19 protein-coding genes and 1 pseudogene are annotated in these 19,524 nt (G+C 69.6%); 12 read left to right on the top strand and 8 right to left on the bottom strand.

Annotated elements, in window-relative coordinates:
- Positions 1-807, bottom strand: coding sequence for an SGNH/GDSL hydrolase family protein (locus tag ACZ5SK_RS15495; RefSeq protein ID WP_334583444.1), 807 nt, complete (start codon positions 805-807; stop codon positions 1-3).
- Positions 808-1,432: 625 nt separating this feature from the next.
- On the opposite strand from ACZ5SK_RS15495, the gene ACZ5SK_RS15490 reads away from it, so the two are divergent.
- From ACZ5SK_RS15490 to ACZ5SK_RS15470, 5 genes are all read left to right on the top strand, one after another.
- Positions 1,433-2,263: a glycosyltransferase family 2 protein gene (locus tag ACZ5SK_RS15490; RefSeq protein ID WP_079663273.1), complete on the top strand. Its 831-nt coding sequence runs from the start codon at positions 1,433-1,435 to the stop codon at positions 2,261-2,263.
- Entirely contained in the window at positions 2,260-3,258 is a 999-nt protein-coding gene (locus ACZ5SK_RS15485; RefSeq protein ID WP_334583445.1) for a glycosyltransferase family 2 protein, read from the top strand. Before ACZ5SK_RS15490 ends, ACZ5SK_RS15485 begins: the two co-directional genes overlap by 4 nt.
- Positions 3,255-4,040 carry a polysaccharide deacetylase family protein gene (locus ACZ5SK_RS15480; RefSeq protein ID WP_334583446.1) on the top strand — a complete coding sequence of 262 codons (786 nt, stop codon included), beginning with the start codon at positions 3,255-3,257 and terminating at the stop codon, positions 4,038-4,040. The genes ACZ5SK_RS15485 and ACZ5SK_RS15480 overlap by 4 nt, the downstream gene beginning before the upstream one ends.
- A 164-nt stretch (positions 4,041-4,204) precedes the next feature.
- A complete protein-coding gene (locus ACZ5SK_RS15475) occupies positions 4,205-5,314 on the top strand; it encodes a DUF5925 domain-containing protein (RefSeq protein ID WP_334583447.1) in 1,110 nt (369 codons plus the stop codon).
- Positions 5,315-5,330: 16 nt separating this feature from the next.
- Entirely contained in the window at positions 5,331-6,104 is a 774-nt protein-coding gene (locus ACZ5SK_RS15470) for a DUF72 domain-containing protein (protein ID WP_334583448.1), read from the top strand.
- A 66-nt stretch (positions 6,105-6,170) separates the two neighbouring features.
- Here the strand turns inward: ACZ5SK_RS15470 and ACZ5SK_RS15465 are convergent, their stop codons facing one another.
- Positions 6,171-6,539 carry a GntR family transcriptional regulator gene (locus tag ACZ5SK_RS15465; protein WP_319670237.1) on the bottom strand — a complete coding sequence of 123 codons (369 nt, stop codon included), beginning with the start codon at positions 6,537-6,539 and terminating at the stop codon, positions 6,171-6,173.
- Between the two features lie 72 nt (positions 6,540-6,611).
- Between ACZ5SK_RS15465 and ACZ5SK_RS15460 the strand changes: the two genes are divergently transcribed.
- Positions 6,612-7,538, top strand: coding sequence for a GNAT family N-acetyltransferase (locus ACZ5SK_RS15460; RefSeq protein WP_468576124.1), 927 nt, complete (start codon positions 6,612-6,614; stop codon positions 7,536-7,538).
- Complete coding sequence (locus ACZ5SK_RS15455; protein WP_468576122.1) at positions 7,519-8,028, top strand: ribonuclease FAU-1 family protein; 510 nt, start codon at positions 7,519-7,521, stop codon at positions 8,026-8,028. The genes ACZ5SK_RS15460 and ACZ5SK_RS15455 overlap by 20 nt, the downstream gene beginning before the upstream one ends.
- A 68-nt stretch (positions 8,029-8,096) precedes the next feature.
- Here the strand turns inward: ACZ5SK_RS15455 and ACZ5SK_RS15450 are convergent, their stop codons facing one another.
- Positions 8,097-8,711 carry a class I SAM-dependent methyltransferase gene (locus ACZ5SK_RS15450; RefSeq protein WP_468576121.1) on the bottom strand — a complete coding sequence of 205 codons (615 nt, stop codon included), beginning with the start codon at positions 8,709-8,711 and terminating at the stop codon, positions 8,097-8,099.
- 138 nt (positions 8,712-8,849) lie between these two features.
- Between ACZ5SK_RS15450 and ACZ5SK_RS15445 the strand changes: the two genes are divergently transcribed.
- Positions 8,850-8,984: a hypothetical protein gene (locus tag ACZ5SK_RS15445; protein WP_099937639.1), complete on the top strand. Its 135-nt coding sequence runs from the start codon at positions 8,850-8,852 to the stop codon at positions 8,982-8,984.
- A gap of 19 nt (positions 8,985-9,003) precedes the next feature.
- Here ACZ5SK_RS15445 and ACZ5SK_RS15440 read toward each other — a convergent pair whose 3' ends face one another.
- Together ACZ5SK_RS15440 and ACZ5SK_RS15435 are read right to left on the bottom strand one after the other, a co-directional pair.
- A complete protein-coding gene (locus ACZ5SK_RS15440) occupies positions 9,004-9,465 on the bottom strand; it encodes a GNAT family N-acetyltransferase (protein WP_468576119.1) in 462 nt (153 codons plus the stop codon).
- A gap of 194 nt (positions 9,466-9,659) precedes the next feature.
- Positions 9,660-10,529: an esterase/lipase family protein gene (locus ACZ5SK_RS15435; protein WP_468576118.1), complete on the bottom strand. Its 870-nt coding sequence runs from the start codon at positions 10,527-10,529 to the stop codon at positions 9,660-9,662.
- Between the two features lie 507 nt (positions 10,530-11,036).
- Between ACZ5SK_RS15435 and ACZ5SK_RS15430 the strand changes: the two genes are divergently transcribed.
- The 3 genes from ACZ5SK_RS15430 to ACZ5SK_RS15420 all read left to right on the top strand — a co-directional run bounded on the left by ACZ5SK_RS15430 (position 11,037) and on the right by ACZ5SK_RS15420 (position 14,643).
- Complete coding sequence (locus ACZ5SK_RS15430; RefSeq protein WP_334583454.1) at positions 11,037-11,501, top strand: winged helix-turn-helix transcriptional regulator; 465 nt, start codon at positions 11,037-11,039, stop codon at positions 11,499-11,501.
- Positions 11,502-12,281: 780 nt separating this feature from the next.
- Positions 12,282-13,625: an SCP2 sterol-binding domain-containing protein gene (locus tag ACZ5SK_RS15425; protein WP_334583455.1), complete on the top strand. Its 1,344-nt coding sequence runs from the start codon at positions 12,282-12,284 to the stop codon at positions 13,623-13,625.
- Positions 13,626-13,680: 55 nt separating this feature from the next.
- Positions 13,681-14,643: a PDR/VanB family oxidoreductase gene (locus ACZ5SK_RS15420; RefSeq protein ID WP_334583456.1), complete on the top strand. Its 963-nt coding sequence runs from the start codon at positions 13,681-13,683 to the stop codon at positions 14,641-14,643.
- 548 nt (positions 14,644-15,191) lie between these two features.
- Here ACZ5SK_RS15420 and ACZ5SK_RS15415 read toward each other — a convergent pair.
- Positions 15,192-15,893: an SDR family oxidoreductase gene (locus ACZ5SK_RS15415; RefSeq protein ID WP_334583457.1), complete on the bottom strand. Its 702-nt coding sequence runs from the start codon at positions 15,891-15,893 to the stop codon at positions 15,192-15,194.
- 294 nt (positions 15,894-16,187) lie between these two features.
- On the opposite strand from ACZ5SK_RS15415, the pseudogene ACZ5SK_RS15410 reads away from it, so the two are divergent.
- Positions 16,188-16,722, top strand: a pseudogene (locus ACZ5SK_RS15410) (TetR/AcrR family transcriptional regulator).
- An 87-nt stretch (positions 16,723-16,809) separates the two neighbouring features.
- Here ACZ5SK_RS15410 and ACZ5SK_RS15405 read toward each other — a convergent pair.
- Together ACZ5SK_RS15405 and ACZ5SK_RS15400 are read right to left on the bottom strand one after the other, a co-directional pair.
- Entirely contained in the window at positions 16,810-17,379 is a 570-nt protein-coding gene (locus ACZ5SK_RS15405) for a TetR/AcrR family transcriptional regulator (RefSeq protein WP_334583459.1), read from the bottom strand.
- Positions 17,380-17,611: 232 nt separating this feature from the next.
- Positions 17,612-18,910: an SNG1 family protein gene (locus ACZ5SK_RS15400; RefSeq protein WP_361701814.1), complete on the bottom strand. Its 1,299-nt coding sequence runs from the start codon at positions 18,908-18,910 to the stop codon at positions 17,612-17,614.
- Positions 18,911-19,524 lie beyond the last annotated feature (614 nt).

The raw sequence follows: 19,524 nt of genomic DNA, 5'->3' as shown, positions 1-19,524 counted from the left end.
TCAGGCCGCGCTGTTCAGGACCGGCAGGTAGCCACCCGACTGACCGGATGCGGTCGGGTGGTAGGACTCGCCGATGTCGAGCAGGTTGAGGCTGTGCAGCCAGGAGCTGCCGGAGCAGATCTCGTGGCCGGTGAACGGAGTGCGGACGTCGCCGAAGGCGAAGCCGTGGGCTGCGGCGCGCTTGGCGGTCGCGGCGTCGAGGTAGTCGGCCGCGTTGTTGATGGCGGAGCGCTTGGTGTCGGACAGGCCCAGGCAGAGCGTGCTGACTTCGTAGAAGCGGGGGTAGCCGATGACGACCACGTGCGCGTTGGGCGCCTTGGCGCTGATCGTCGAGTAGAGGGTGTCGAGTTTGCCGGGGAGCGTCGAGTCGACGTAGGCCTTGGCGGTGTTGATGCGGTTGAGGCAGGTGCTGTCGGAGCCGGTGACACAGGTCGTCATGACGTCGGCGAAGCCCGCGTCGTTGCCGCCGGCGGTGAGGGAGACCAGGCCGGTGGAGGAGTTCAGGCCGCCGAGCTGGCCGGCCAGAACATCACCCGTACGAGCGCCTGAACAGGCCGCGAAGGTGAACGAGGCGGGGGCGTGTGCGGCGTTGAAGAGGTACGGGTACGCCTTGGTGCTGCGCTTGCAGTCGCCGCTGGAGCTGAGGTAGCTGCCCGCGCCGACGCCGGAGGAGTAGGAGTCGCCGAGCGCCACATAGCCGCCGGTCGCGGCTGGTTGGGACGCGTGCGCCGAGGCCGCCCCGGTGAGGGCGGTGCCGACGGCGAGGAGGAGTGAGCTGACGAATACGACAAGTCGGGAACGTCTCATGGAACCTCCCTTTAGCAGGATCTCTGCCACAACCGTCGTAGCAACTACGCGTGTTGACGGGAAGTGTCCATGCCAAGACTTTCTGTGGCCTGACGTGATCGTTCACGGTCCCTTTTCGCTCGCGCCATTGCGCGCCCACATCAGGTTTATTGACAGCCCCTCAATTCCCTTTTCTCCCATAGTCGTACATCTGTTTCGGTCGGGACGCATCATTGTGTAACGGTCAAACGAACAAAAAGGGAAGAGGGCCGCCAAGGGCTTGCCATCCGGGCTTAATCATCAATACCGTCATACTTCTCACTCGCATCGGACCGTCGGCATCGGCTCCAGGGGAGGGCTCAGGGACCGCGGCGGCATCCGGGGCGAGAGCGCGGTAGGGGGGTGCCGAGCTCGGGGACCGCAGTGGTGACCGGGCCGTGCCGCGCAGTCGGCCGCCGTCTTTTCACCGGTGGCCGGTCAGCTTTGCCAGCTCACCCGGCGTGCGCGCAGAGCGTGCCGCCATGTCGTGCCGCACGGCCGTGGCCGTGCCGTTCGTGGGTGAGACACCAAACCCCCCTTTCGAACCGGACGTGGATTCCGGGCCGCCCAGGGGCGGGCGGCCCACCGGACGAGAGGGACCGAAGTCATGAGTTCCGTTCTGCAGCCGGCGACCTCGGGCGAGGATCTCCAAAGCCCGCACGCCGTCGACAAGTACCGGCCCATCTCCTCTCACCTGGCCATCGCGCCGCCGGTGAGCGTGGTCATCCCCGCGATGAACGAGGCCGAGAACCTTCCGTACGTCTTCAAGACCCTGCCGGACTGGATCCACGAAGTGGTCCTGGTCGACGGCAACTCCACCGACGCCACCGTCCAGGTCGCGCGTGACCTGTGGCCCGGCGTCAAGGTCGTCGGCCAGCAGGGCCGGGGCAAGGGCGACGCCCTGATCACCGGCTTCGAGGCGTGCACCGGCGACATCATCGTGATGGTCGACGCCGACGGCTCGGCCGACGGCAACGAGATCGTGTCGTACGTCTCCGCCCTCGTCTCCGGCGCGGACTTCGCCAAGGGCTCCCGCTTCGCCAACGGCGGCGGCACCGACGACATGACCTTCATCCGGTGGCTGGGCAACCGGGTCCTGTGCGCCATCGTCAACCGCAAGTTCGGCGCCCGCTACACCGACCTGTGCTACGGCTACAACGCGTTCTGGCGGCACTGCCTGGACAAGGTCGAGCTCGACTGCACCGGCTTCGAGATCGAGACCCTGATCAACATCCGGGTCGTCAAGGCCGGGCTGAAGGTCCAGGAGATCCCCAGCCACGAGTATCTGCGCATCCACGGCGTCAGCAACCTGCGCGCCGTCCGCGACGGGCTGCGCGTCCTGCGGGTGATCCTCCGGGAACGGTCCAACCGGCGGGCGCTGCGCCGCCTGGTCCGCCGCTCGCCGATGCTCGACTCGGTCCGGGGAGAGGCGTCTTGAGCACGATCGACGTCTCCGTCGTCATCTGTGTGTACACCGAGGACCGCTGGGAGGACATCCTCGCGGCGGTCGCCTCGGTGCGCGCGCAGACCCACCCGGCCGTGGAGACCCTGCTCGTCGTCGACCACAACCCGACGCTCCTGGACCGGCTGAGAAGCGAGTACAAGGAGACCGACGAGGTACGGGTGCTGCCCAACGCGGGCCCGCGCGGTCTGTCCGCGGGCCGCAACACCGGCATCGCCGCCTCGCACGGCGAGGTCGTCGCCTTCCTCGACGACGACGCCGTCGCCGAACGGGACTGGCTGCGCCGGTTCGCCGACCCCTACTCCGACCCCCGGGTGCTCGCCGTGGGCGGCCGGGCGGTGCCCGTGTGGTCGTCGGGGCGGCGGCCCGACTGGTTCCCCGAGGAGTTCGACTGGGTGGTGGGCTGCTCCTACCTGGGTCTGCCGCCCGGCCGGGTCCGCGTGCGCAACATCCTCGGCGGGAACGCCTCCTTCCGGCGCAGCGCGTTCGAGTGCGTGGGCGGCTTCGCCACCGGCATCGGACGCGACGGCAGCAAACGGCCGATGGGCGGCGAGGAGACGGATCTGTGCATTCGGCTCAGCCGCGCGAGACCCGACGCGATCCTGCTGATGGACGACCGCGCGGTGATCCACCACAGGGTGCCCGAGGGACGCGAGCGCTTCGGGTACTTCCGCACGCGCACCTACGCCGAAGGCCTGTCCAAGGCGCTCGTCGCCCGCAGCGTCGGCGTCGACAAGGGGCTGGAGACCGAACGCCGGTACACCACCCGGGTGTTGCCGGCCGGTGTGGTCCGCGGGCTGCGCGACCTGCTGTTGGCCCGCCCCGGCGGGGCCCGGCGGGCGGGCGCGATCGTCGCCGGGGTGCTGCACGCGGCCGGCGGGTACGTGGTCGGCAGCATGCGGGCGCGGCGGGCGGGGACGACGTTCGCCGTGGTGCCGATCTCCCTGGACGACGTGGAGCGGGCCGCATGACGCCGGGGGGTGTGCCGATCCTCATGTACCACGCGGTCGCCGCCGACCCCGGCGACGCCACCCGCGCGCTCTCGGTCGGCCCCGAGGCGTTCGCCGAGCAGCTCGCGGTGATCGCGGACCGGGGCCTGACCCCGCTCACCACGGCGGACCTGGCGGCCCGCTGGCGGGCGGGCCGGCCGCTGCCGGACCGCCCGGTGCTGATCACCTTCGACGACGGCTACGAGGGCGTGCACCGGCATGCCCTCCCGGCCCTGGCCGCGCACGGCTTCCCGGCCACCCTGTTCGTCTCCACCGGCTGGATCCGGGGCGCCCACGACACCGGCGGCGGCCTGGACACCATGCTGGACTGGCGGCAGATACGCCGGCTGGCGGACGCGGGCGTCGAGATCGGCGGCCACAGCCACACCCACCCGCAGCTCGACCAGCTCGACGACGCGGCGCTGCGCGCCGAGCTGACCCGCTGCCGGGACATCGTCGCCGGCGAACTGGGCGCCCTGCCCGTGTCGTTCGCCTACCCGTACGGCTACTCCAGTCGCCGGGTGCGGGCGGCGGTGCGCGGCCACGGCTTCGCCCAGGCGCTCGCGGTGGGCAACTCCCTCGCCCGCCGCGCGCAAGGGCCGTACGCCCTGCGGCGGGTGACGGTACGGCGGGCCACGGACACCACGGAGTTCGAACGGCTGCTCGACGGCCGGGCGATCGGCCGTACGTTCGCCCGGGACCGGGCGCTGACCAAGGGGTACGCGATGGTCCGGCGGACCCGGCGACTCCAGCGACTGGTGTGAGTGCGGTGGCCCCGGCGGAGCCCGTCGGGGCCACCCATCACAGCCCGGACCCGCCGCCCGGATCCGGGAAACGGGGTACACCGGGCGCATCCGACACACCGGGCACACCACGCGCACTGCGGAAACCGGGTGCAGACGGGGCCCGCGTGCCGGATCATGGCCGCATGTCTGCCCAGCCACAGGACGCTCTGCCGATCCGGCTCACCGTCGACGACTCCGACTCCCCGTCCGATGTCGTCGACGCGCTGTTCCTCGGCCGCTTCGCGACGGGCGAGCAGCCGTACTCGCACGCCGCGAACATCGACCGCGTACGCTCCGGCGCGACCCTGCTGCCACCGCAGGCCCGCGTGCTGCGCGTCGCCCGCGACGAGGACCGCAGCGCCACCCTGGCCGAGGGGGACGGCTGGACGCTGCTGGTGTCCCGCTGGAACCGCGGCGCCGACGTCACGGTCACCGCGACCACCGCCGAACTCGCCGCGAAGGTGCTCGACGAGGCCACCGAGGGCGCGGCGGACGAGCCCGAACCCCAGCCGGAGAACGTGACCATGGGGTTCTGGTACGTCTCCCCGCGACGCGGCCCGCACCGCACCACCCGGCAGATCTCCGCGGGCACCTGGGACGAGGTGCGCCCCAACTACACGGCCCCCGTCGCCGAGGCGTTGGACCATCTGATGGGGACGACCCCCGACGACATCGCGGGCCGGCTGCTCCTGCTGCACGGCCCGCCCGGCACCGGCAAGACCTCGGCGCTGCGCACCCTGGCCCGGTCCTGGCGGGACTGGTGCCAGGTGGACTGCGTCCTGGACCCCGAACGGCTGTTCTCCGACGTCGGCTATCTGATGGACATCGCGATCGGCGAGGAGGACGGCACGGGCAAGGCCCGCTGGCGGCTGCTGCTCCTGGAGGACTGCGACGAGCTGATCCGCGGCGAGGCCAAGCACACGGCGGGCCAGGCGTTGTCGCGGCTGCTGAACCTCACCGACGGCCTGCTCGGCCAGGGCCGCAACGTCCTGGTGGGCGTGACGACCAACGAGGACCTGGAGCGCCTGCACCCCGCCGTCGTCCGCCCCGGCCGCTGTCTGGCCCGGATCGAGGTCGGCCCGCTGACCCAGCGGGAGGCCGTGGACTGGCTGGGCAGGGAGGCCGCCGCCCGGGAGGAGGACGTCGGCCGCGAGGGCGCCACGCTGGCGGAGTTGTACGCACTGCGCCGGGGCACGTCCCCGACCTCGCTGCCCGAGCCCCGGGGGCGGTCGGACGCGGGACTGTACCTGTAGGTGTTTTGATGGAGGTATGACGCTGTACGTCGGCACGTCGGGCTGGCAGTACAAGGACTGGAGGGGCGTCCTGTACCCGGCCGACGTGCCCCTGCGGCGGTGGCTGGAGGAGTACACGGAGCATTTCGCCACCGTCGAGATCAACAACGCCTTCTACCGGCTGCCGTCGCGGGAGACGTTCGCCTCCTGGGCCGAGCGGGTGCCGGCGGACTTCACGGTCGCGGTGAAGGCGAGCCGCTATCTGACCCACATCAAGCGGCTGAAGGACCCCGAGGAGCCGGTGCACCGGCTGATGAGCCACGCGGCCGGCCTCGGCGCCCGGCTCGGCCCGGTCCTGCTCCAGCTGCCGCCGACCCTGCGGTCCGACACCGAGCTGCTGGACGCCTGTCTGTCCTGCTTCCCCTCGGGCACGCGGGTCGCGGTGGAGCCGCGTCACGACTCGTGGTGGACCCCCGAGGTGCGGGAGGTCCTGCGGTCCCGGGGCGCGGCCCTGTGCTGGGCCGACGTCCTCTCCCGCCCGGTCACCCCACTGTGGCGGACCACCGACTGGGGCTACGTCCGCTTCCACCAGGGCCGCGCCCAGCCGTGGCCGCGCTACGGGCAGCGCGCCCTGGAGAGCTGGGTCGACCGCGTCGCGACGACCTGGCAGGACGGGGACGACGTGTACGCGTACTTCAACAACGACCCCGGCGGCGCGGCGGTCGGGGACGCGGCGCTGTTCGGCAGGACGGCGGAGCGGGCCGGCCTGACGGTGACCCGCACCCCTCGCGCGCTCGCGGCCCGCAGCTGATCACGCCCGCTCGATCACGCCTGGCCGATCAGGCCTGGCCAATCACGCACGTTCACCTCAGGCCGGTCAATCCTGGTAGGCCGCCCGCAGGGCGTCCCGTACGGCCGCCGACGCCTGCTCCTGGGTGAGCCCGAGCCGCCGCACCCGCTCGGCGTAGGCCTGCGCCGCGGTCGCCGCCTCACGCTCCGCCGCCGACCCCGCCGCGGCCACGAACGTGCCACCCCGCCCCCGGGTCTCGATCACCCCGTCCGCCTCCAGCGCCCGGTACGCCTTGGCGACGGTGTTCGCGGCGAGGCCGAGCGACTCGGCCAGTCCCCGCACCGTCGGCAGCCGGTAGCCGACCGGCAGAGCTCCCGACCGCGCCTGCCCGGAGATCTGCGCCCGCACCTGCTCGTACGGCGCGGCGCTCTCATCGATGTGGATCTTCAAGGTCACGGGCCGATTGTCCCGTACCCACCGGAAAATTGAGAGGTATGGGGATGCCGCTCCCCCGTAGCGTCCGTTCACATGACCGTCATCGTGCGCGATCTGCGCCCCGACGCACGCGCAGACATCGAGGGCTTCATCCGGGTCCGGCACCTCGCTCTGCCCTACGTGTTCTTCAGCCCGGCCTCCGTGCTGCACGGCCTCGCCCTGTCCCATCCCGACGCCCACGCCCGCAAGCTGGTCGCGGTGGAGGACGGCCAGGTCATCGGAACGGCCCAGCTGGGGCTCGCCCATGAGAGCCCCGAACCCGGGCAGGGCTCGCTCAACGTGTACGTGGACCCGGCGCGCACCGGACGCGGCGCGGGCGCGCTGCTGGTCCGCACGGCCGAGGAGCATCTGTCGGCGCACGGGGCGACGAAGCTGTTCAGCTGGGTCCTGGACGAGCCGGGCAACCGTGCCTTCGCCGAGCGCCACGGCTACCGGGCGAGCCGCTCCTCGCACTTCCTGCGCCTGGACCTGGCCCACGCCACGCTGCCGCCGCTCCAGGCGCCCCCGCCCGGCGTCGAGCTGCGCACGGCCGCCGACTTCGCCGACGACCCGCGCCCGCTGTTCGCCCTGGACGCGGACACGGCGTCGGACGAACCGAGCGACATCGACACCGAGTTCACGGACTACGAGGCCTGGGTCGAGGAGTACTGGAAGTACCCCCACCTGAACCTGGACCTGACCTCGGTCGCCGTGGCCGACGGCCGGCCGGTCGCCTTCAGCGTGGCCCACACCGAGGGCGTCCGCTACAGCACGGGCATGACCGGCACCGCCCGCACCCACCGCGGCCGCGGCCTGGCCAAGCTCGTCAAGAACGACTCGCTGCACCGCGCCCGCGCCGCGGGGTGCCGGGAGGCCTACACGGGCAACGACGCGGACAACGGGCCCATGCTCGCGATCAACAAGTGGTTCGGGTACGAGATCTGCGCGACGGAGGTGCGGTATGTCCGCGAACTCGGCTGAGCCGGCCACCCCGGTGGGTCAGGTGGACGTCGTCCTGGTCAAGGGCGGCCGGACGAAGATCCGTTACGCGGCCGAGCTGCTGTCGGACGACGGCACCAGGATCGCCGTGCGCGCCCCCTGGGCCGGTGACGGCGTACGCGACTTCGGGTTCGTACGGTTCGAGGCGGGTGACGTGTTCACCGAGTACTACTGGCGGGACCGCTGGTACGCGGTGAAGGAGATCCGCGACCGGGCGGGCGCCCTGAAGGGCTGGTACTGCGACATCACCCGCCCGGCCACGCTCTCCGGCACCGAACTGACCGTCGAGGACCTCGACCTGGACCTGTGGCGCTCCGCCGACGGGACGGACGTCCGGCGGCTGGACGAGGACGAGTTCGAGGAGAGCGGGCTGGCGCGGACCGACCCGACGGCAGCGGCGGCCGCCGTGGCCGCTCTGAACGAGCTGGAGGCACTGGCGCACGGCGGCGACTTCGAGGCCCTGCTGACGTGAGGCCCTGCTGACGTGAGGGCCTGCCGACGTGAGGGCCTGCGGGTCCGGCTGCGGTGCGGGCGGCCGCTTCACACCGTCGCCACCACCGCATACCGTTCGTCGTCCACGGCCCCGCCCCACAGTCCCGCGTCCTGCGACAGCCGTTCCACGCGCACGTGCTCGGTCAGCGGGGCCAGCAGGGCGGTGAGCCGGTCCGCCGGTATGCCGACCGGGGCGACGGTCCCCCAGACCCCCTCGACCAGCACGAGCCGGCCTCCCGGCCGCAGCAGGTCGCGCCAGTGCCGCAGGGCCCGTGCGGGGTCGGGCAGGGCCCACAGCACATGCCGTACGAGCACGGTGTCGAAGCGCTGCTCGCCGACCGGGGGCGCCGCCGCGTCACCGAGGAGGAACACCGCGTCACGCCCGGCGAGTTTGGCGCGGGCCAGGTCGATCATGGGCCGGGACAGGTCGACCCCCGTCACCCGGTGCCCCTGTTCGGCGGCGAGGAGCGACAGGCTGCCGGTGCCGCAGCCGAGATCGAGAACGTCACCGCCGCGCTCGGGCAGCCAGGTGCGCAGCCGCCGGGCCCAGGCGGCGCGCACCTCGGGGTCGCGCAGGCCGTGGTCCGGCTCCTCGTCGAAGGCGGGCGCCGCCGCGTCCCAGTCGACGTCGGCCGAAGTTGCTTCGTCACTCTCTTTCCTCATGTGCCCAAGAGTGACACCCACCACTGACACTCGAATCGTGACAGCCGCCACTGACAGATCGGGGGCGATGAGGAACTCTCCCCGAAAGGGTCTACCTCCGTGAGAACGCGGAACCCGGTGGCCCTGAAGGAGGCAGCCATGCGCCGCACCACCGTGCAGAAGCCCCTGAAGAAGACGGACTCCCGCCGGCTCCGCGACGAGGCCGAGGAACGGCCCGCCGGGCGCCCCGAGGTGCGCAAGGACATCGCGCGCACCTGGTGGCCGGACGGCTGACGCCCGCCGCCGGGCGCGGTCAGTCCAGCCGCTTGCGGTAGTGGAGGCGGTCGTACGGTCCGTCCATACGACGCTCCACGAGCTGGTAGCCGTACCTCGGGTAGATCTTCTGGTTCTCCCACATCATCGCGTGCGTGCAGAGCCTGACCTCGGACAGGCCGAGCGCACGCGCGTGTGCGTCCACGAAGTGCAGCAGCCGCCGTCCGACGCCCTTGCCGTGGGCGTCGGGGTGGACGGCGATGCTGTCGAGGAACAGATGGTCCGTGAACGCCTGGACCACCACCAGGCCGACCACGGCGCCGCCGACCGGATCGCCGGTGACGTACACCTTCCCCGCGGCCACGTTCGCCGCGTGGTCCGCCTCCATGGGCTGCGGCACCAGCCCGATGCGCTCGATGTAGTGCGTGTACGCGGCGTCCGTGACGGCTTTCACCGCCGGTACGTCGGCCGCCGTCGCGGGCCGGATCTCCTCGCACGTCATACCGGGCACGCTACCTATCCGAGCTGCCTATCCGAGCTGCCTACCTGAGCTGAGGCTCAGCATGTCCTTAAGGCGAGCCTAAAGATCGCCGTCGACCGCCCCCAGCAGGCGTTTTCACGGTTTCTTGGCCTCAAGGACTCCGGGGCCTGACCGGCGGCTCAGGTCGGACAGGCCCCGGCGGGACGATCCGCGGGTCAGCTCAGGGCGGACGCGCAGGTGGTGGGGGTGGCGTGGGCCGGGTCGAGCGCGTTGGCCACCTCGTGGAAGGCGATCCGGTCGAACAGCCCGATCGCCACATGCTCGGAGAGGTCCAGCGGGCACAGGTCCTGGAGCAGGACGTTGTGCACGTCGGAGCCGCTGAGGTACTGGGTGCGCCACGGCGTGACCACCTCGTCGTGCTGGGTGGCGATGACCGTGTAGTGGACGCCGGCGACGGTGTCGCCGCCCGCGTTGAGCCTGGTGAGGAAGTCCGACCCGACGATCTGGTCGGCGAGGCCGGGGGTGGCGGCCGAGAGCAGGTCCTCGGCGCCCGGGAAGTAGGGCAGCAGGTTGGTGAGTCCGCCGAGGGTGGTGCCGTGGTTGCTGGGGGCGAGGCCGACGAGCGCGTTCACCTTGGCGGCTCCGCCAAGGAACTTCAGGTAGTAACGGGGCATCATGCCGCCCTGCGAGTGGCCGACGAGGTCGGCCTTGGCGGCGCCGGTCGCGGTGAGCACTTTGTCGACGAAGGCGGAGAGCTCGCCGGCCGAGGCGTCGATGGGGCCGAGTCCGTCGAAGAGCGGGACACCCGGGAGCCGGCCGTAGTCCATGGAGAAGACGCAGTATCCGCGGACCGTCAGGTAGGGGGCGAGGGCCAGCCAGTTGTCGACGGAGTTCCCGAAGGTGCCGGGCACCAGGACGACGGGGCGGGGGTGGGCGGTGGAGGGCTTGCAGCGGTAGTCGTTCCAGCCGCTCGACGGGGCGGTCGCGGCGGAGTCGGCGTGGGCGGCAGTGGCGGGAACGGTGGCGGCCGCGGCGGCCAGCAGCAGTGCGGCAAGCGGTCTGAGCACGCGCTTCCAGGGCAGCATCGGGTGATCTCCTTGCGGCTCAAGGGAGGTGCGATGGCCTTACCCTGTGATCCGGATCACGAGGATGCTGTTCATTCGTCAAGTTACGGTCGAGTAGCAGAAGTGTGAAGTTACGCGTCAGTAAAAACTTCCAGTGGTAGTAAGCGGCGTTCGGGGTGACCGATCGTCACGCCGCCGGCGTTCCCGGCTTCACAGCGTCCGGGCCGAACTTCGCCCGCACCTGGTCGGCCACCTCCTCGACCCGGCGGACCTTCTCGTCGACAGGGTCGAAGGTGAGCTGGTAGGAGGCCTGTTCGGCGGGCCCGGCCTTGGACGCCTCCGGTCACTGCGCGAGGACCTTTGCACCGCACTGGCCACCGGGCACGGCGACGAGCCCTCCCCCGCCGTCCCCGGACAGAGCAAACCGCCACCCCGGAGGGGAAGGTTTGGGGTGATCACCGGCCGGCCTGTCCGGCGCCCGCCTTCCGAGCCTGTCAGTTGTTTGGAGCAACGTGCTAGATTCACGGCATGTTGGGCCGGACATACGACAATCAACTGTGCTCCATCGCCCGGACTCTGGAGGTTGTAGGCGAGCGCTGGACCTTGCTGATCATTCGCGACGCGCAACTTGGCCTGCGCCGGTTCGAGGAATTTCAAGACAGCCTCGGTATCGCCCGCAACGTGCTTACCAGCCGCCTCTCCAAGCTGGTCGACGAGGGGCTGCTGGACCGGGTCTGTTATCAGGAGCGGCCCGCCCGCTATGAGTACCGGCCGACGAGCAAGGCCAAGGACTTGCTCACCGCCGTGCTTGCCTTGATGCACTGGGGCGATGAGCACGCCGAGGACCCGGCCGGCCCGCCGCGGATCAGCAGCCATGCGAGATGCGGGGGCAACGTTCGGGAACAGCTCGTGTGCACCGAATGCGGACAAGTGGTGGGCCCGGACGCCGTTCAGCTGCTTCCCGGCCCAGCGCTCACCGCCTCCCCGGCCTGACATCCGAAACGTTCCTCTCCCTGCAGAGGTCTGCGTCGCGACTGACGGACGGGCCACTCGTGCTTTCCGCGGGCCGAGTACGCGCCGCCTCCGGTTCGGCCGTCGTCCGGACCGATGCCAGGACGGCCGACGGGCCGCGGACCCGTACATTGCTCCAGCACAGGGATAACCTGGGCCCGTCCGCGGCCCGCCCCGCAGTCAGGGCGAACGCCAGCGGGCGGCATTCCGCTCAGCGGGTGAAGTGAACCTTGCTGGTCAGCCCGCCTCTGGAGCACCCCAGAAGGACGGCCTGCAGCCGGAGTGTCCGCGCTTTCTCACTCGGGATCCGCTTCGGCGTCCCGCCCGTTTCTCCGTCGGGACCGCTCCCTTGGACCTGGCCTTCCCGCCCCCTCGGCAGCAGCCTGCTCCGACCACAGGCAGGTCCACCGCGCCCCGCTTCGCGACCTCCCCGAACAGCCCCTCCAGCAGGACCTCGAAGTCTCCAGCGCAACGCCACTGCCAGCAGCGGTTGTGGACGGCCGACCAGGTGCTGCCCTCCTGACGGGGTATCAGTACGGGCCGTATGAGCCGATCTACAGAGACGGTCCGATGAACTCCCGCTCTGCGTCAGTCAGTTCCCCTCGCCTCGTTGAAGAAGCTCCAACGGCCCAGGCGTCATAGCGATTCAACCGATGGATCACAACTCGGCACCCACCCAAGTTGCTTCACGAAACTGGCGGCGACTAGGGTTCAAGTTGCTTCATGAAACTTGCTCTTCCAGCCCCCGTGAGGTGATGCCCCATGGCCAAGAACAAGCTCGAAGACCATCCCACCGTCGTCCAGGCCCGCCAGCGCGACCGCACCGCCGCCCGGCCCGCCGAGCCGCTGGATGCGGCATGGCTGCGCGAGCTATGTCTCGAGGCGGGTGCAGACGACGTCGGATTCGTCGAGATCGACCGGCCGGACATCGCCGACCAGCGAGAGGACCTGAACGCCGCGCTGCCGGGTGTCCGAACGTTGATCAGCTTCGTGGTCCGAATGAACCGGGAGAACATCCGCACTCCGGCGCGCTCGGTGGCCAACCTGGAGTTTCATCACAGCGGCGACCACACCAACGAGGTGGGCCGGAAAGTGGTGGGCAAGCTGGAAGCGAGGGGCGTGCGCGCCATCAACCCCGCGATGGGCTTTCCGATGGAGATGGACAAGTTCCCCAGGAAAACGTGGGTCGTCGGGCACAAGCCGGTCGCCGTGGCGGCCGGGCTCGGCAAGATGGGTATCCACCGCAATGTCATCCACCCCAAATTCGGCAACTTCGTCCTGCTGGGCACCATCCTCATCGACGCCGAGGTCAGCGACCGGTCCCGGCCCATCGAGTACAACCCCTGCCTGGAATGCAAGCTCTGCGTGACCGCCTGCCCGACCGGGGCGATCGCCTCCGACGGTCACTTCAACTTCTCCGCCTGCTACACCCACAACTACCGCGAGTTCATGGGTGGCTTCGGCGACTGGGCCGAACAGGTCGCCGAAAGCCGTAACGCCGACGACTACCGCTCGCGAGTGAGCGACAGCGAGAGCGCCTCGATGTGGCAGAGCCTCTCCTTCGGCGCCAACTACAAGGCCGCCTACTGCATGTCGGTCTGCCCGGCCGGCGAGGACGTCATCGGCCCCTGGCTGGACGATCGCAAGGCACATCTGACCCAGGTCGTGCGCCCACTGCTGGACAGGGAAGAGACCGTCTACGTCGTCCCGGGGTCCGACGCCGAGCAGCACGTGGCCGCCCGATTCCCTAACAAGCGCACGAAAAACGTAGCGATGAGCTTGCGAGCGAACAGCATCGACGGTCTGGTGGAAGGCCTGCCGCTGATCTTCCAGCGCGAACAGGCCAAGGACATGTCCGCCACCTACCATTTCACCTTCACCGGCGACGAGTCTCGGCAGATCACCGTGACCATCCGCGACCGCGAACTCGATGTCGCCGACGGACATCACGGTGAGCCGGATCTCAGGATCACCGCCGACACGCGCACCTGGCTGCGATTCCTCAGCAAGCCGTCAATGTTGGCGTGGGCACTGGTGCGTCGCCAGATCAAGCTGCACGGCTCCCCCCGACTGCTACGCGACTTCGGCCGTTGCTTCCCGTCCTGATCGGTCAGGAAAGGACCCCTCACCGAATCATCACCGACGAAGTGGAATGCCGATCATGAGCACTCTCAGCACCGAAGTCGAGCTCGACCTCGTGTTGGAACGTAAGGAAACGATGGCCGAAGGTGTCGTGCTGCTGACGTTGCGCGACCCGGAAGGCCGTCCGCTGCCGAAATGGCAGCCGGGAGCACACATCGATCTGATACTGCGAGCCGACTTGGTCAGGCAGTATTCGCTGTGCGGGGACCCAGGGGATCGGTCCCGTCTTCAGGTGGCGGTCCTGCGTGAACCGGAAAGCCGGGGCGGGTCGAGCTACGTGCACGACGTGCTCACGGAAGGTGAGTCGGTGCGTATTCGCGGGCCACGCAACCACTTTCCACTCGTGAAGGCCAAGAACTACCTGTTCATCGCAGGCGGAATCGGAATCACTCCCATCCTGCCCATGGTGGCAGCCGTCAACGCGAGCCGCGCCGACTGGCGCCTCGTCTACGGGGGCCGCACCCGAGCTTCGATGGCGTTCGGCGAGACTCTGCAGCGGGCCTACGGAGACCGGGTGAGCCTGCGGCCGCAGGATGAATACGGGCTGCTGGACCTGCCTTCGCTGCTCGGCAAACCGCAACGGAAGACAGCGGTCTACAGCTGCGGTCCGGAACCGCTGCTTGCGGCGGTCGAATCCGGCTGCGAGAAGTGGCCGAGCGGAGCCCTGCACCTGGAGCGCTTCGCCCCGAAGAAGGACGTGACCGCCGGGCCGCTCACGACCTTCGAGGTCGAACTGGCCCAGTCCGGCAAGACGCTCAAGATCTCTGAGGACATGTCCATCCTTGAGGCCGTCGAAAATGCCGGTGTGCCAGTGATGACATCGTGCGAGGAGGGAATCTGCGGAACCTGCGAGACGACGGTGTTGTCCGGGGAGATCGACCACCGCGACTCTGTCCTGAACGACGCGGATCGCGCCGCAGGCAACACCATGATGATCTGCGTCTCCCGAGCCAAGGGCAACCGCCTGGTCCTGGACCTTTGATCCACTTCGGGACAAGTCGCCCCCACCGCGGGGCGCCGCCTGACCGTGAGGCCAGGCGGCGCCCTGCGGCGATATGACTGGCTCCCTATGTGGCGAGGTCGCCCCAACAGCGCCACCGGGCACACCGTTCCGCGTCCGGCACCCCGCCGGTTCCCTCACCCTCGAGGTCGACGTGAATAAAGGGTGCGAGCAGTTCGTTGTTGCGTTCTATGTTCCGGCACCAGTCGAAGGCCCCGGTGAACGCCCGCTCGCCGTGCAGGACGAAGTCCTCCGCGTACGCCTGAATGTCGTCCTCGGTCGGCCATGCCGGGAGAGCGGGTGACTCCCGGCGTAGCCGCGCTGGCCGGGGGCGACGACCCGGTACCCGGCCGCCGCCAGGCGCCCCGAACCGGTGACGCCAGGAGTACCAGCTCTCCGGCCGGCCGTGCATCAGCAGGACCAGCGGCCCTGCCCCTGTTCGGCGAAGTGCAGCCGGAACCCCCTCACATCGACGAAGGGGTGGGTGGGCGAGCTGTGCACACGGGGCTCCCTGGAAACCGCGGGTGGTGTCACTTCTTCAGCTGGGCGTACATGGCTTCCAGGTCGGCGGACAGCTGGGACTTGACCCAGCGGGTGGTGTCGTCGGCCAGCACCTCGTGCGCTCCCGCCTCGATGCCGTCGAGTGCGGCCACGGCGATGTCGCGGGGGTCGGCCTTGGGCGCGTCGACACCCGAGGTCATGTCGGTGTCCACGTAGGCCATGTGGAGCCCGGTCACCGCGATGCCGCGCGGCAGCAGCTCCAGGCGCAGGGAGTTGGTCTGCGACCACAGGGCGGCCTTGGAAGCGCCGTAGGGCGTGCCGTCGGCAAGCCAGGACAGAGCGGAGTGGGCGTTGAGGATGTGGCCCCCGCCGTTGCGCTCGATGACCGGCACGAAGGCCCGGGTGACCAGGAGCGGCCCGTAGAAGTTGGTCTCCAGGTCCCGGCGCACGTCCTCCATCGGGGAGTCGAGGTACGAAGCGCGGACGGAGGCGCCGGCGTTGTTGATCAGAATGGTGACGTCCTGGGCCTGCTCGGCGGCGGCTGCCACGGATGCCGGGTCGGTGGCCTCGAGCGCCAGCGGAATGGCATCGGGGTGAGTCACCGTGCGCGGGTCACGGGCCGTGGCGTAGACCTTGCCGGCGCCGCGTGCGTAGAGCTCCTCGACCAGCATCTTGCCGATGCCACGGCTGCCTCCGGTGACGAAGACGCCGGCGCCCTTGATTGCTGTCATGACTACCTCCACGAAGATGAAAACCGATCGGTTTCACCACCGTAAACTGATCGGTTTCGTCATGCAAGTCGGGTTGAGCACCGGATGGCGCCGGCATGCCGGGTCGAGGTGGAGTCGGGCGGAGCTCAGGCTTTGGGAGCCGGCCTCGCCTCCATCGGCGAAGCCCGTACTGGCCCGTCGTAGGCCGATGAAGCCGCGAGCCCGCCGACAGTGATCGACGTGGCCGTGTTCCGCCCGGTGTCACCGCGCGCACCCGGCCGATGCCGTCAGAGGTCCTGCCGTGCATATGACGGCATGGCCAGGATCAGTGCGCGGGAGAGACGCAAAAACGTCGTCCGCGCAGCGATCGCCGAGTTCGCACTCAAGGGCTACTACGGCACCTCCACCGAGGCGATCGCCAAACGCGTCGGCGTCACGCAGCCGTACCTCTTCCGGCTCTTCCCGGGCAAGAAGGCGATCTTCGTCGCCGCGTCGGTGCGGAGCACGGAAGACACCCGCCTGACTTTCGAGCGGGCGCCCGACGGGGATGGAGGGCAGCGAGCAGACCCTGCGTGCCATGACGGATGTGTACGCGCGGCTGATCTCGGCGCGCCCCGAAACGCTCCTGATACAGGTGCAGGGATACGTCGTCGTCGCGGCCGCTGAGGCGGAGGGCGATGACCGGACGGGCGAGCTCGTCCGGGCCGGCTGGATGAGACCGTGGGAAACCGTGCACCTGTCGCCGGGTGCCGACGTCCGCGCGACCACAAGCTTCTTGGCTTGCGGCATGCTCGGCAACACGCTTACGGCCATCGGGCTTTCCTCCGATTGCCGGGAGGCAGGGGCGTGAGGCCGTGGGCGCTGCTCCGGCTGCCGGAGTCGGGCATCAACCCGAAAGAGAGCTTCGGTCGCCGATCCTGCTCGAAGAGGGGGCGGATCAGTGCATGTCTGCCGCGTCGAGCAGGGCGGTCACGGTGGGTGCGATGAGTCCGGTCAGGTTGTCGGCCTGGATTCCCGCGCGGGCGCTGGCGCCGTCGAAGACCAGGATGAGCTGCCGGGCCAGCAGGTCAGGGTCGCTCGCCCCGCCCCGTTCGGCCTCGGAACGGAAAAAAGCCGTCAGGTTCGCTTTGATCTGGTGGGCCACCCGGCTCGCGGGGTGGTTCTGATCCTTGAGCTCGATCTGCACAGCCAGGTACCGGCAGCCTTGGAAGTCGGGCGCACCCGCCTGCGACTCCACCCGCTCGAAGACGTACAGGATCCGCTCGCGGGGGGAACGGCCGTCATCCGCCGGGGGCAGGGCTCTCGCCCCGAAGGCAGCGGCACGCTCCTTCAGGCTCGCCGCCAGCAGTTCGTCCTTGCTCTCGAACAGCTGGTACATGGAGCGCTTGGACACCCCCGCCGCCTTGCACAGCGCCTGGACGCCGATGCCGACACCGTCGCGGTAGGTGAGCGTGGCCGCTGCCTCCAGCAGCCGCTCCCGGGGGCTTTGCTTCACTTCGGTCGTCATACCGCGAGGTTAACTCGAATCGGACGAAATAGAAACCGATCGGTTTCCGGGGGGTGTCGGGGAGACGCCCGCCGCCGGGCGGACATCTGAAGGCCACTCAGAGGCTCGGCGACGGTCTCGGGGAGAGACCGTCGCCGAGCCCTGATGATGCACGCGCCTCTCGTCCCCACGGGGGCGACGCACACCGGGGCCACTCCGAGTAATGGCCCCGTCTTGGGTGAGCCGCCTTCCACTACGCCGGGGCAGCGGTCTTCTCGGGCTCCGTCTCAGCAGGGACGCGGTGCAGCCCCTTGCGGTCGTACCAGCTGGTCATGCCGAAGCCGAAGAGGGCGGCTGCCACGAGGCCGACGGCCATCATGACCCAGCCCCGGGTCAGGCCGGCGTCGGCCTGGGCGTCGTAGTAGAGGATCGAGCGGATGCCGCCGGTGATCTGCCGCAGCGGTTCGAACTCCGCCAGGAAGCGGTAGAAGCCGGGCAGTGCCTGGATCGGCGTGGTGGCGTTGGCCGTCGGCACCGCCATCCCGATGAAGACCAGCGTGACCACCAGCATGCCGGGCGTGCCGAAGACGGCGAGCAGGGTGAGCGCACCGATCCCGGAGACGGCGATGGCGCACACCGAGTACAGCCACAGCAGGGGCAGATGGGCGGCGTGCATTCCCATGAGGCCGACCGCGCCCGCCATGACCAGGCTCCCCATCAGCAGCGACAGCCCGGCCATGAGAGTGCTGCTGATGGCGAGGGTCTGCACCCGCGTCGCCCGGATCAGCGGGCGGTGCAGGCGCAGCGGGCCCATGTCGTTGTGGGTGTAGCCGAGGGCGTGGTCCACCTGGCCGCTGATGACGTTGGCGGAGAGCATGCCGCACACCACGAGGACGAGCGCGTAGTAGAACGCCGTCAGGCCCAGGCCGCTGTGCGAGTCGAGGGGATGGCCGTCCTCGACGGTGACGGCGGCCGGGTCGGCCAGCAGGACGCGTGCCGCGGCGGGCAGCTTCGCCTCCCCCGTTCCGCCCTGGGACGTGAGCTCCTTGCCGACCTGGAGCGAGGCGCTTTCGGCCGCCTGCGTCGTCGCCGTCCGGGCCAGACTGGAGCCCACACTGCCGGCGGACTGGTTGGTCAGCACCGTCAGCGTCGGACGGGTCGGGGTCCCGGTGGTCGCGGCGCCGGTGAGTGCGGTGGTGGAGGAGGTGAAGTCGGCGGGGACGACGAGCGCGCCGTACAGCTTGCCCTTGCCGAGTTCCTCCTTCATCTCCTTCTCGTCCATCACCTTCCAGTCGATCTTGCCCCCGCTCGCGGTGGACTTCTTGATCGACTCGGTGATCCGAGCCCCGAGGTTGACCTGCTTGCCACCGACAGCGGCCCCCTTGTCGGCGTTGACCAGGCCGACGGGCAGATTCTTCATGTGATCGACGGGATCGATATTGGCGCCGACATAGAACACGGTGAACAGCAGCGCGAGAACGCCCGTGATGACGCCATTGGCGATCCACAGGGGTTTGGCGCACAGGACGCGGAACGGGTGAATCCCACTCATGACTTACTCCGGTCTCGGACAACACACTCATATCCGGAGAGAGACGGACAGCTTCATTGCGGTCCGGCGACCCTCGGAACGTTCAATCTCGGCACACACGGCCATCGACGCGGAACCGGAGATGCAGCACCCCGCCGGGACTCCGACTGATGAAACCGGTCGGTTTCAAGCCCATCGTAAACCGATCAGTTTACAATGTCCAAGTCGAGGCGCCGGCCCATATCCCAGCAGCGCCAGGAAGGCGCATGCCAGCGCCACCTCTGTCATCGGGTCGCTTCGAGCCGCGAGTGGAGCGGCTCGCTTCAGGTCGCGCAAGCGGTCCAGGTCCGCCGCGCCGAACGCGGCCATCGGGGCCGCCCGCCCAGCAGTCGCCGTTACCGGCTCCCGGTGACCTGCCGGCTCCTAGTAGGACTCCGTTAGGTTGTTCTGGCTCTTGGGTTTTCGCTGGTGGGGGTTGTTCTGGGCAGGGGGCGCTGGCAGGTGGTGCAGGTGCCGGTCCAGCAGTTCAGCAGGTCTTGGATGGTGTCGAGGATCTGGTAGAGGGTGAGTCCGCTGTATCGGCTTTTGGGGCCAGGCGCTGTTCGGTGAGGAAGGCGTGGGCGGCGGTGACCAGG

The sequence above is a fragment of the Streptomyces sp. NPDC031474 genome, assembly GCF_055581185.1.
This window is presented reverse-complemented; position numbering and strand designations above follow the sequence as displayed.

What these genes read in the sequence shown, in the direction of transcription:
- ACZ5SK_RS15490 (WP_079663273.1), top strand. Translation starts at nt 1,433, where the DNA reads ATGAGTTCCGTTCTGCAGCCGGCGACCTCGGGCGAGGATCTCCAAAGC.
- ACZ5SK_RS15405 (WP_334583459.1), bottom strand. Translation starts at nt 17,379, where the DNA reads ATGACGACCGAAGTGAAGCAAAGCCCCCGGGAGCGGCTGCTGGAGGCA.
- ACZ5SK_RS15495 (WP_334583444.1), bottom strand. Translation starts at nt 807, where the DNA reads ATGAGACGTTCCCGACTTGTCGTATTCGTCAGCTCACTCCTCCTCGCC.
- ACZ5SK_RS15455 (WP_468576122.1), top strand. Translation starts at nt 7,519, where the DNA reads ATGTCCGCGAACTCGGCTGAGCCGGCCACCCCGGTGGGTCAGGTGGAC.
- ACZ5SK_RS15480 (WP_334583446.1), top strand. Translation starts at nt 3,255, where the DNA reads ATGACGCCGGGGGGTGTGCCGATCCTCATGTACCACGCGGTCGCCGCC.
- ACZ5SK_RS15470 (WP_334583448.1), top strand. Translation starts at nt 5,331, where the DNA reads ATGACGCTGTACGTCGGCACGTCGGGCTGGCAGTACAAGGACTGGAGG.
- ACZ5SK_RS15440 (WP_468576119.1), bottom strand. Translation starts at nt 9,465, where the DNA reads ATGACGTGCGAGGAGATCCGGCCCGCGACGGCGGCCGACGTACCGGCG.
- ACZ5SK_RS15420 (WP_334583456.1), top strand. Translation starts at nt 13,681, where the DNA reads ATGAGCACTCTCAGCACCGAAGTCGAGCTCGACCTCGTGTTGGAACGT.
- ACZ5SK_RS15425 (WP_334583455.1), top strand. Translation starts at nt 12,282, where the DNA reads ATGGCCAAGAACAAGCTCGAAGACCATCCCACCGTCGTCCAGGCCCGC.
- ACZ5SK_RS15460 (WP_468576124.1), top strand. Translation starts at nt 6,612, where the DNA reads ATGACCGTCATCGTGCGCGATCTGCGCCCCGACGCACGCGCAGACATC.
- ACZ5SK_RS15445 (WP_099937639.1), top strand. Translation starts at nt 8,850, where the DNA reads ATGCGCCGCACCACCGTGCAGAAGCCCCTGAAGAAGACGGACTCCCGC.
- ACZ5SK_RS15400 (WP_361701814.1), bottom strand. Translation starts at nt 18,910, where the DNA reads ATGAGTGGGATTCACCCGTTCCGCGTCCTGTGCGCCAAACCCCTGTGG.
- ACZ5SK_RS15450 (WP_468576121.1), bottom strand. Translation starts at nt 8,711, where the DNA reads ATGAGGAAAGAGAGTGACGAAGCAACTTCGGCCGACGTCGACTGGGAC.
- ACZ5SK_RS15475 (WP_334583447.1), top strand. Translation starts at nt 4,205, where the DNA reads ATGTCTGCCCAGCCACAGGACGCTCTGCCGATCCGGCTCACCGTCGAC.
- ACZ5SK_RS15430 (WP_334583454.1), top strand. Translation starts at nt 11,037, where the DNA reads ATGTTGGGCCGGACATACGACAATCAACTGTGCTCCATCGCCCGGACT.
- ACZ5SK_RS15435 (WP_468576118.1), bottom strand. Translation starts at nt 10,529, where the DNA reads ATGCTGCCCTGGAAGCGCGTGCTCAGACCGCTTGCCGCACTGCTGCTG.
- ACZ5SK_RS15415 (WP_334583457.1), bottom strand. Translation starts at nt 15,893, where the DNA reads ATGACAGCAATCAAGGGCGCCGGCGTCTTCGTCACCGGAGGCAGCCGT.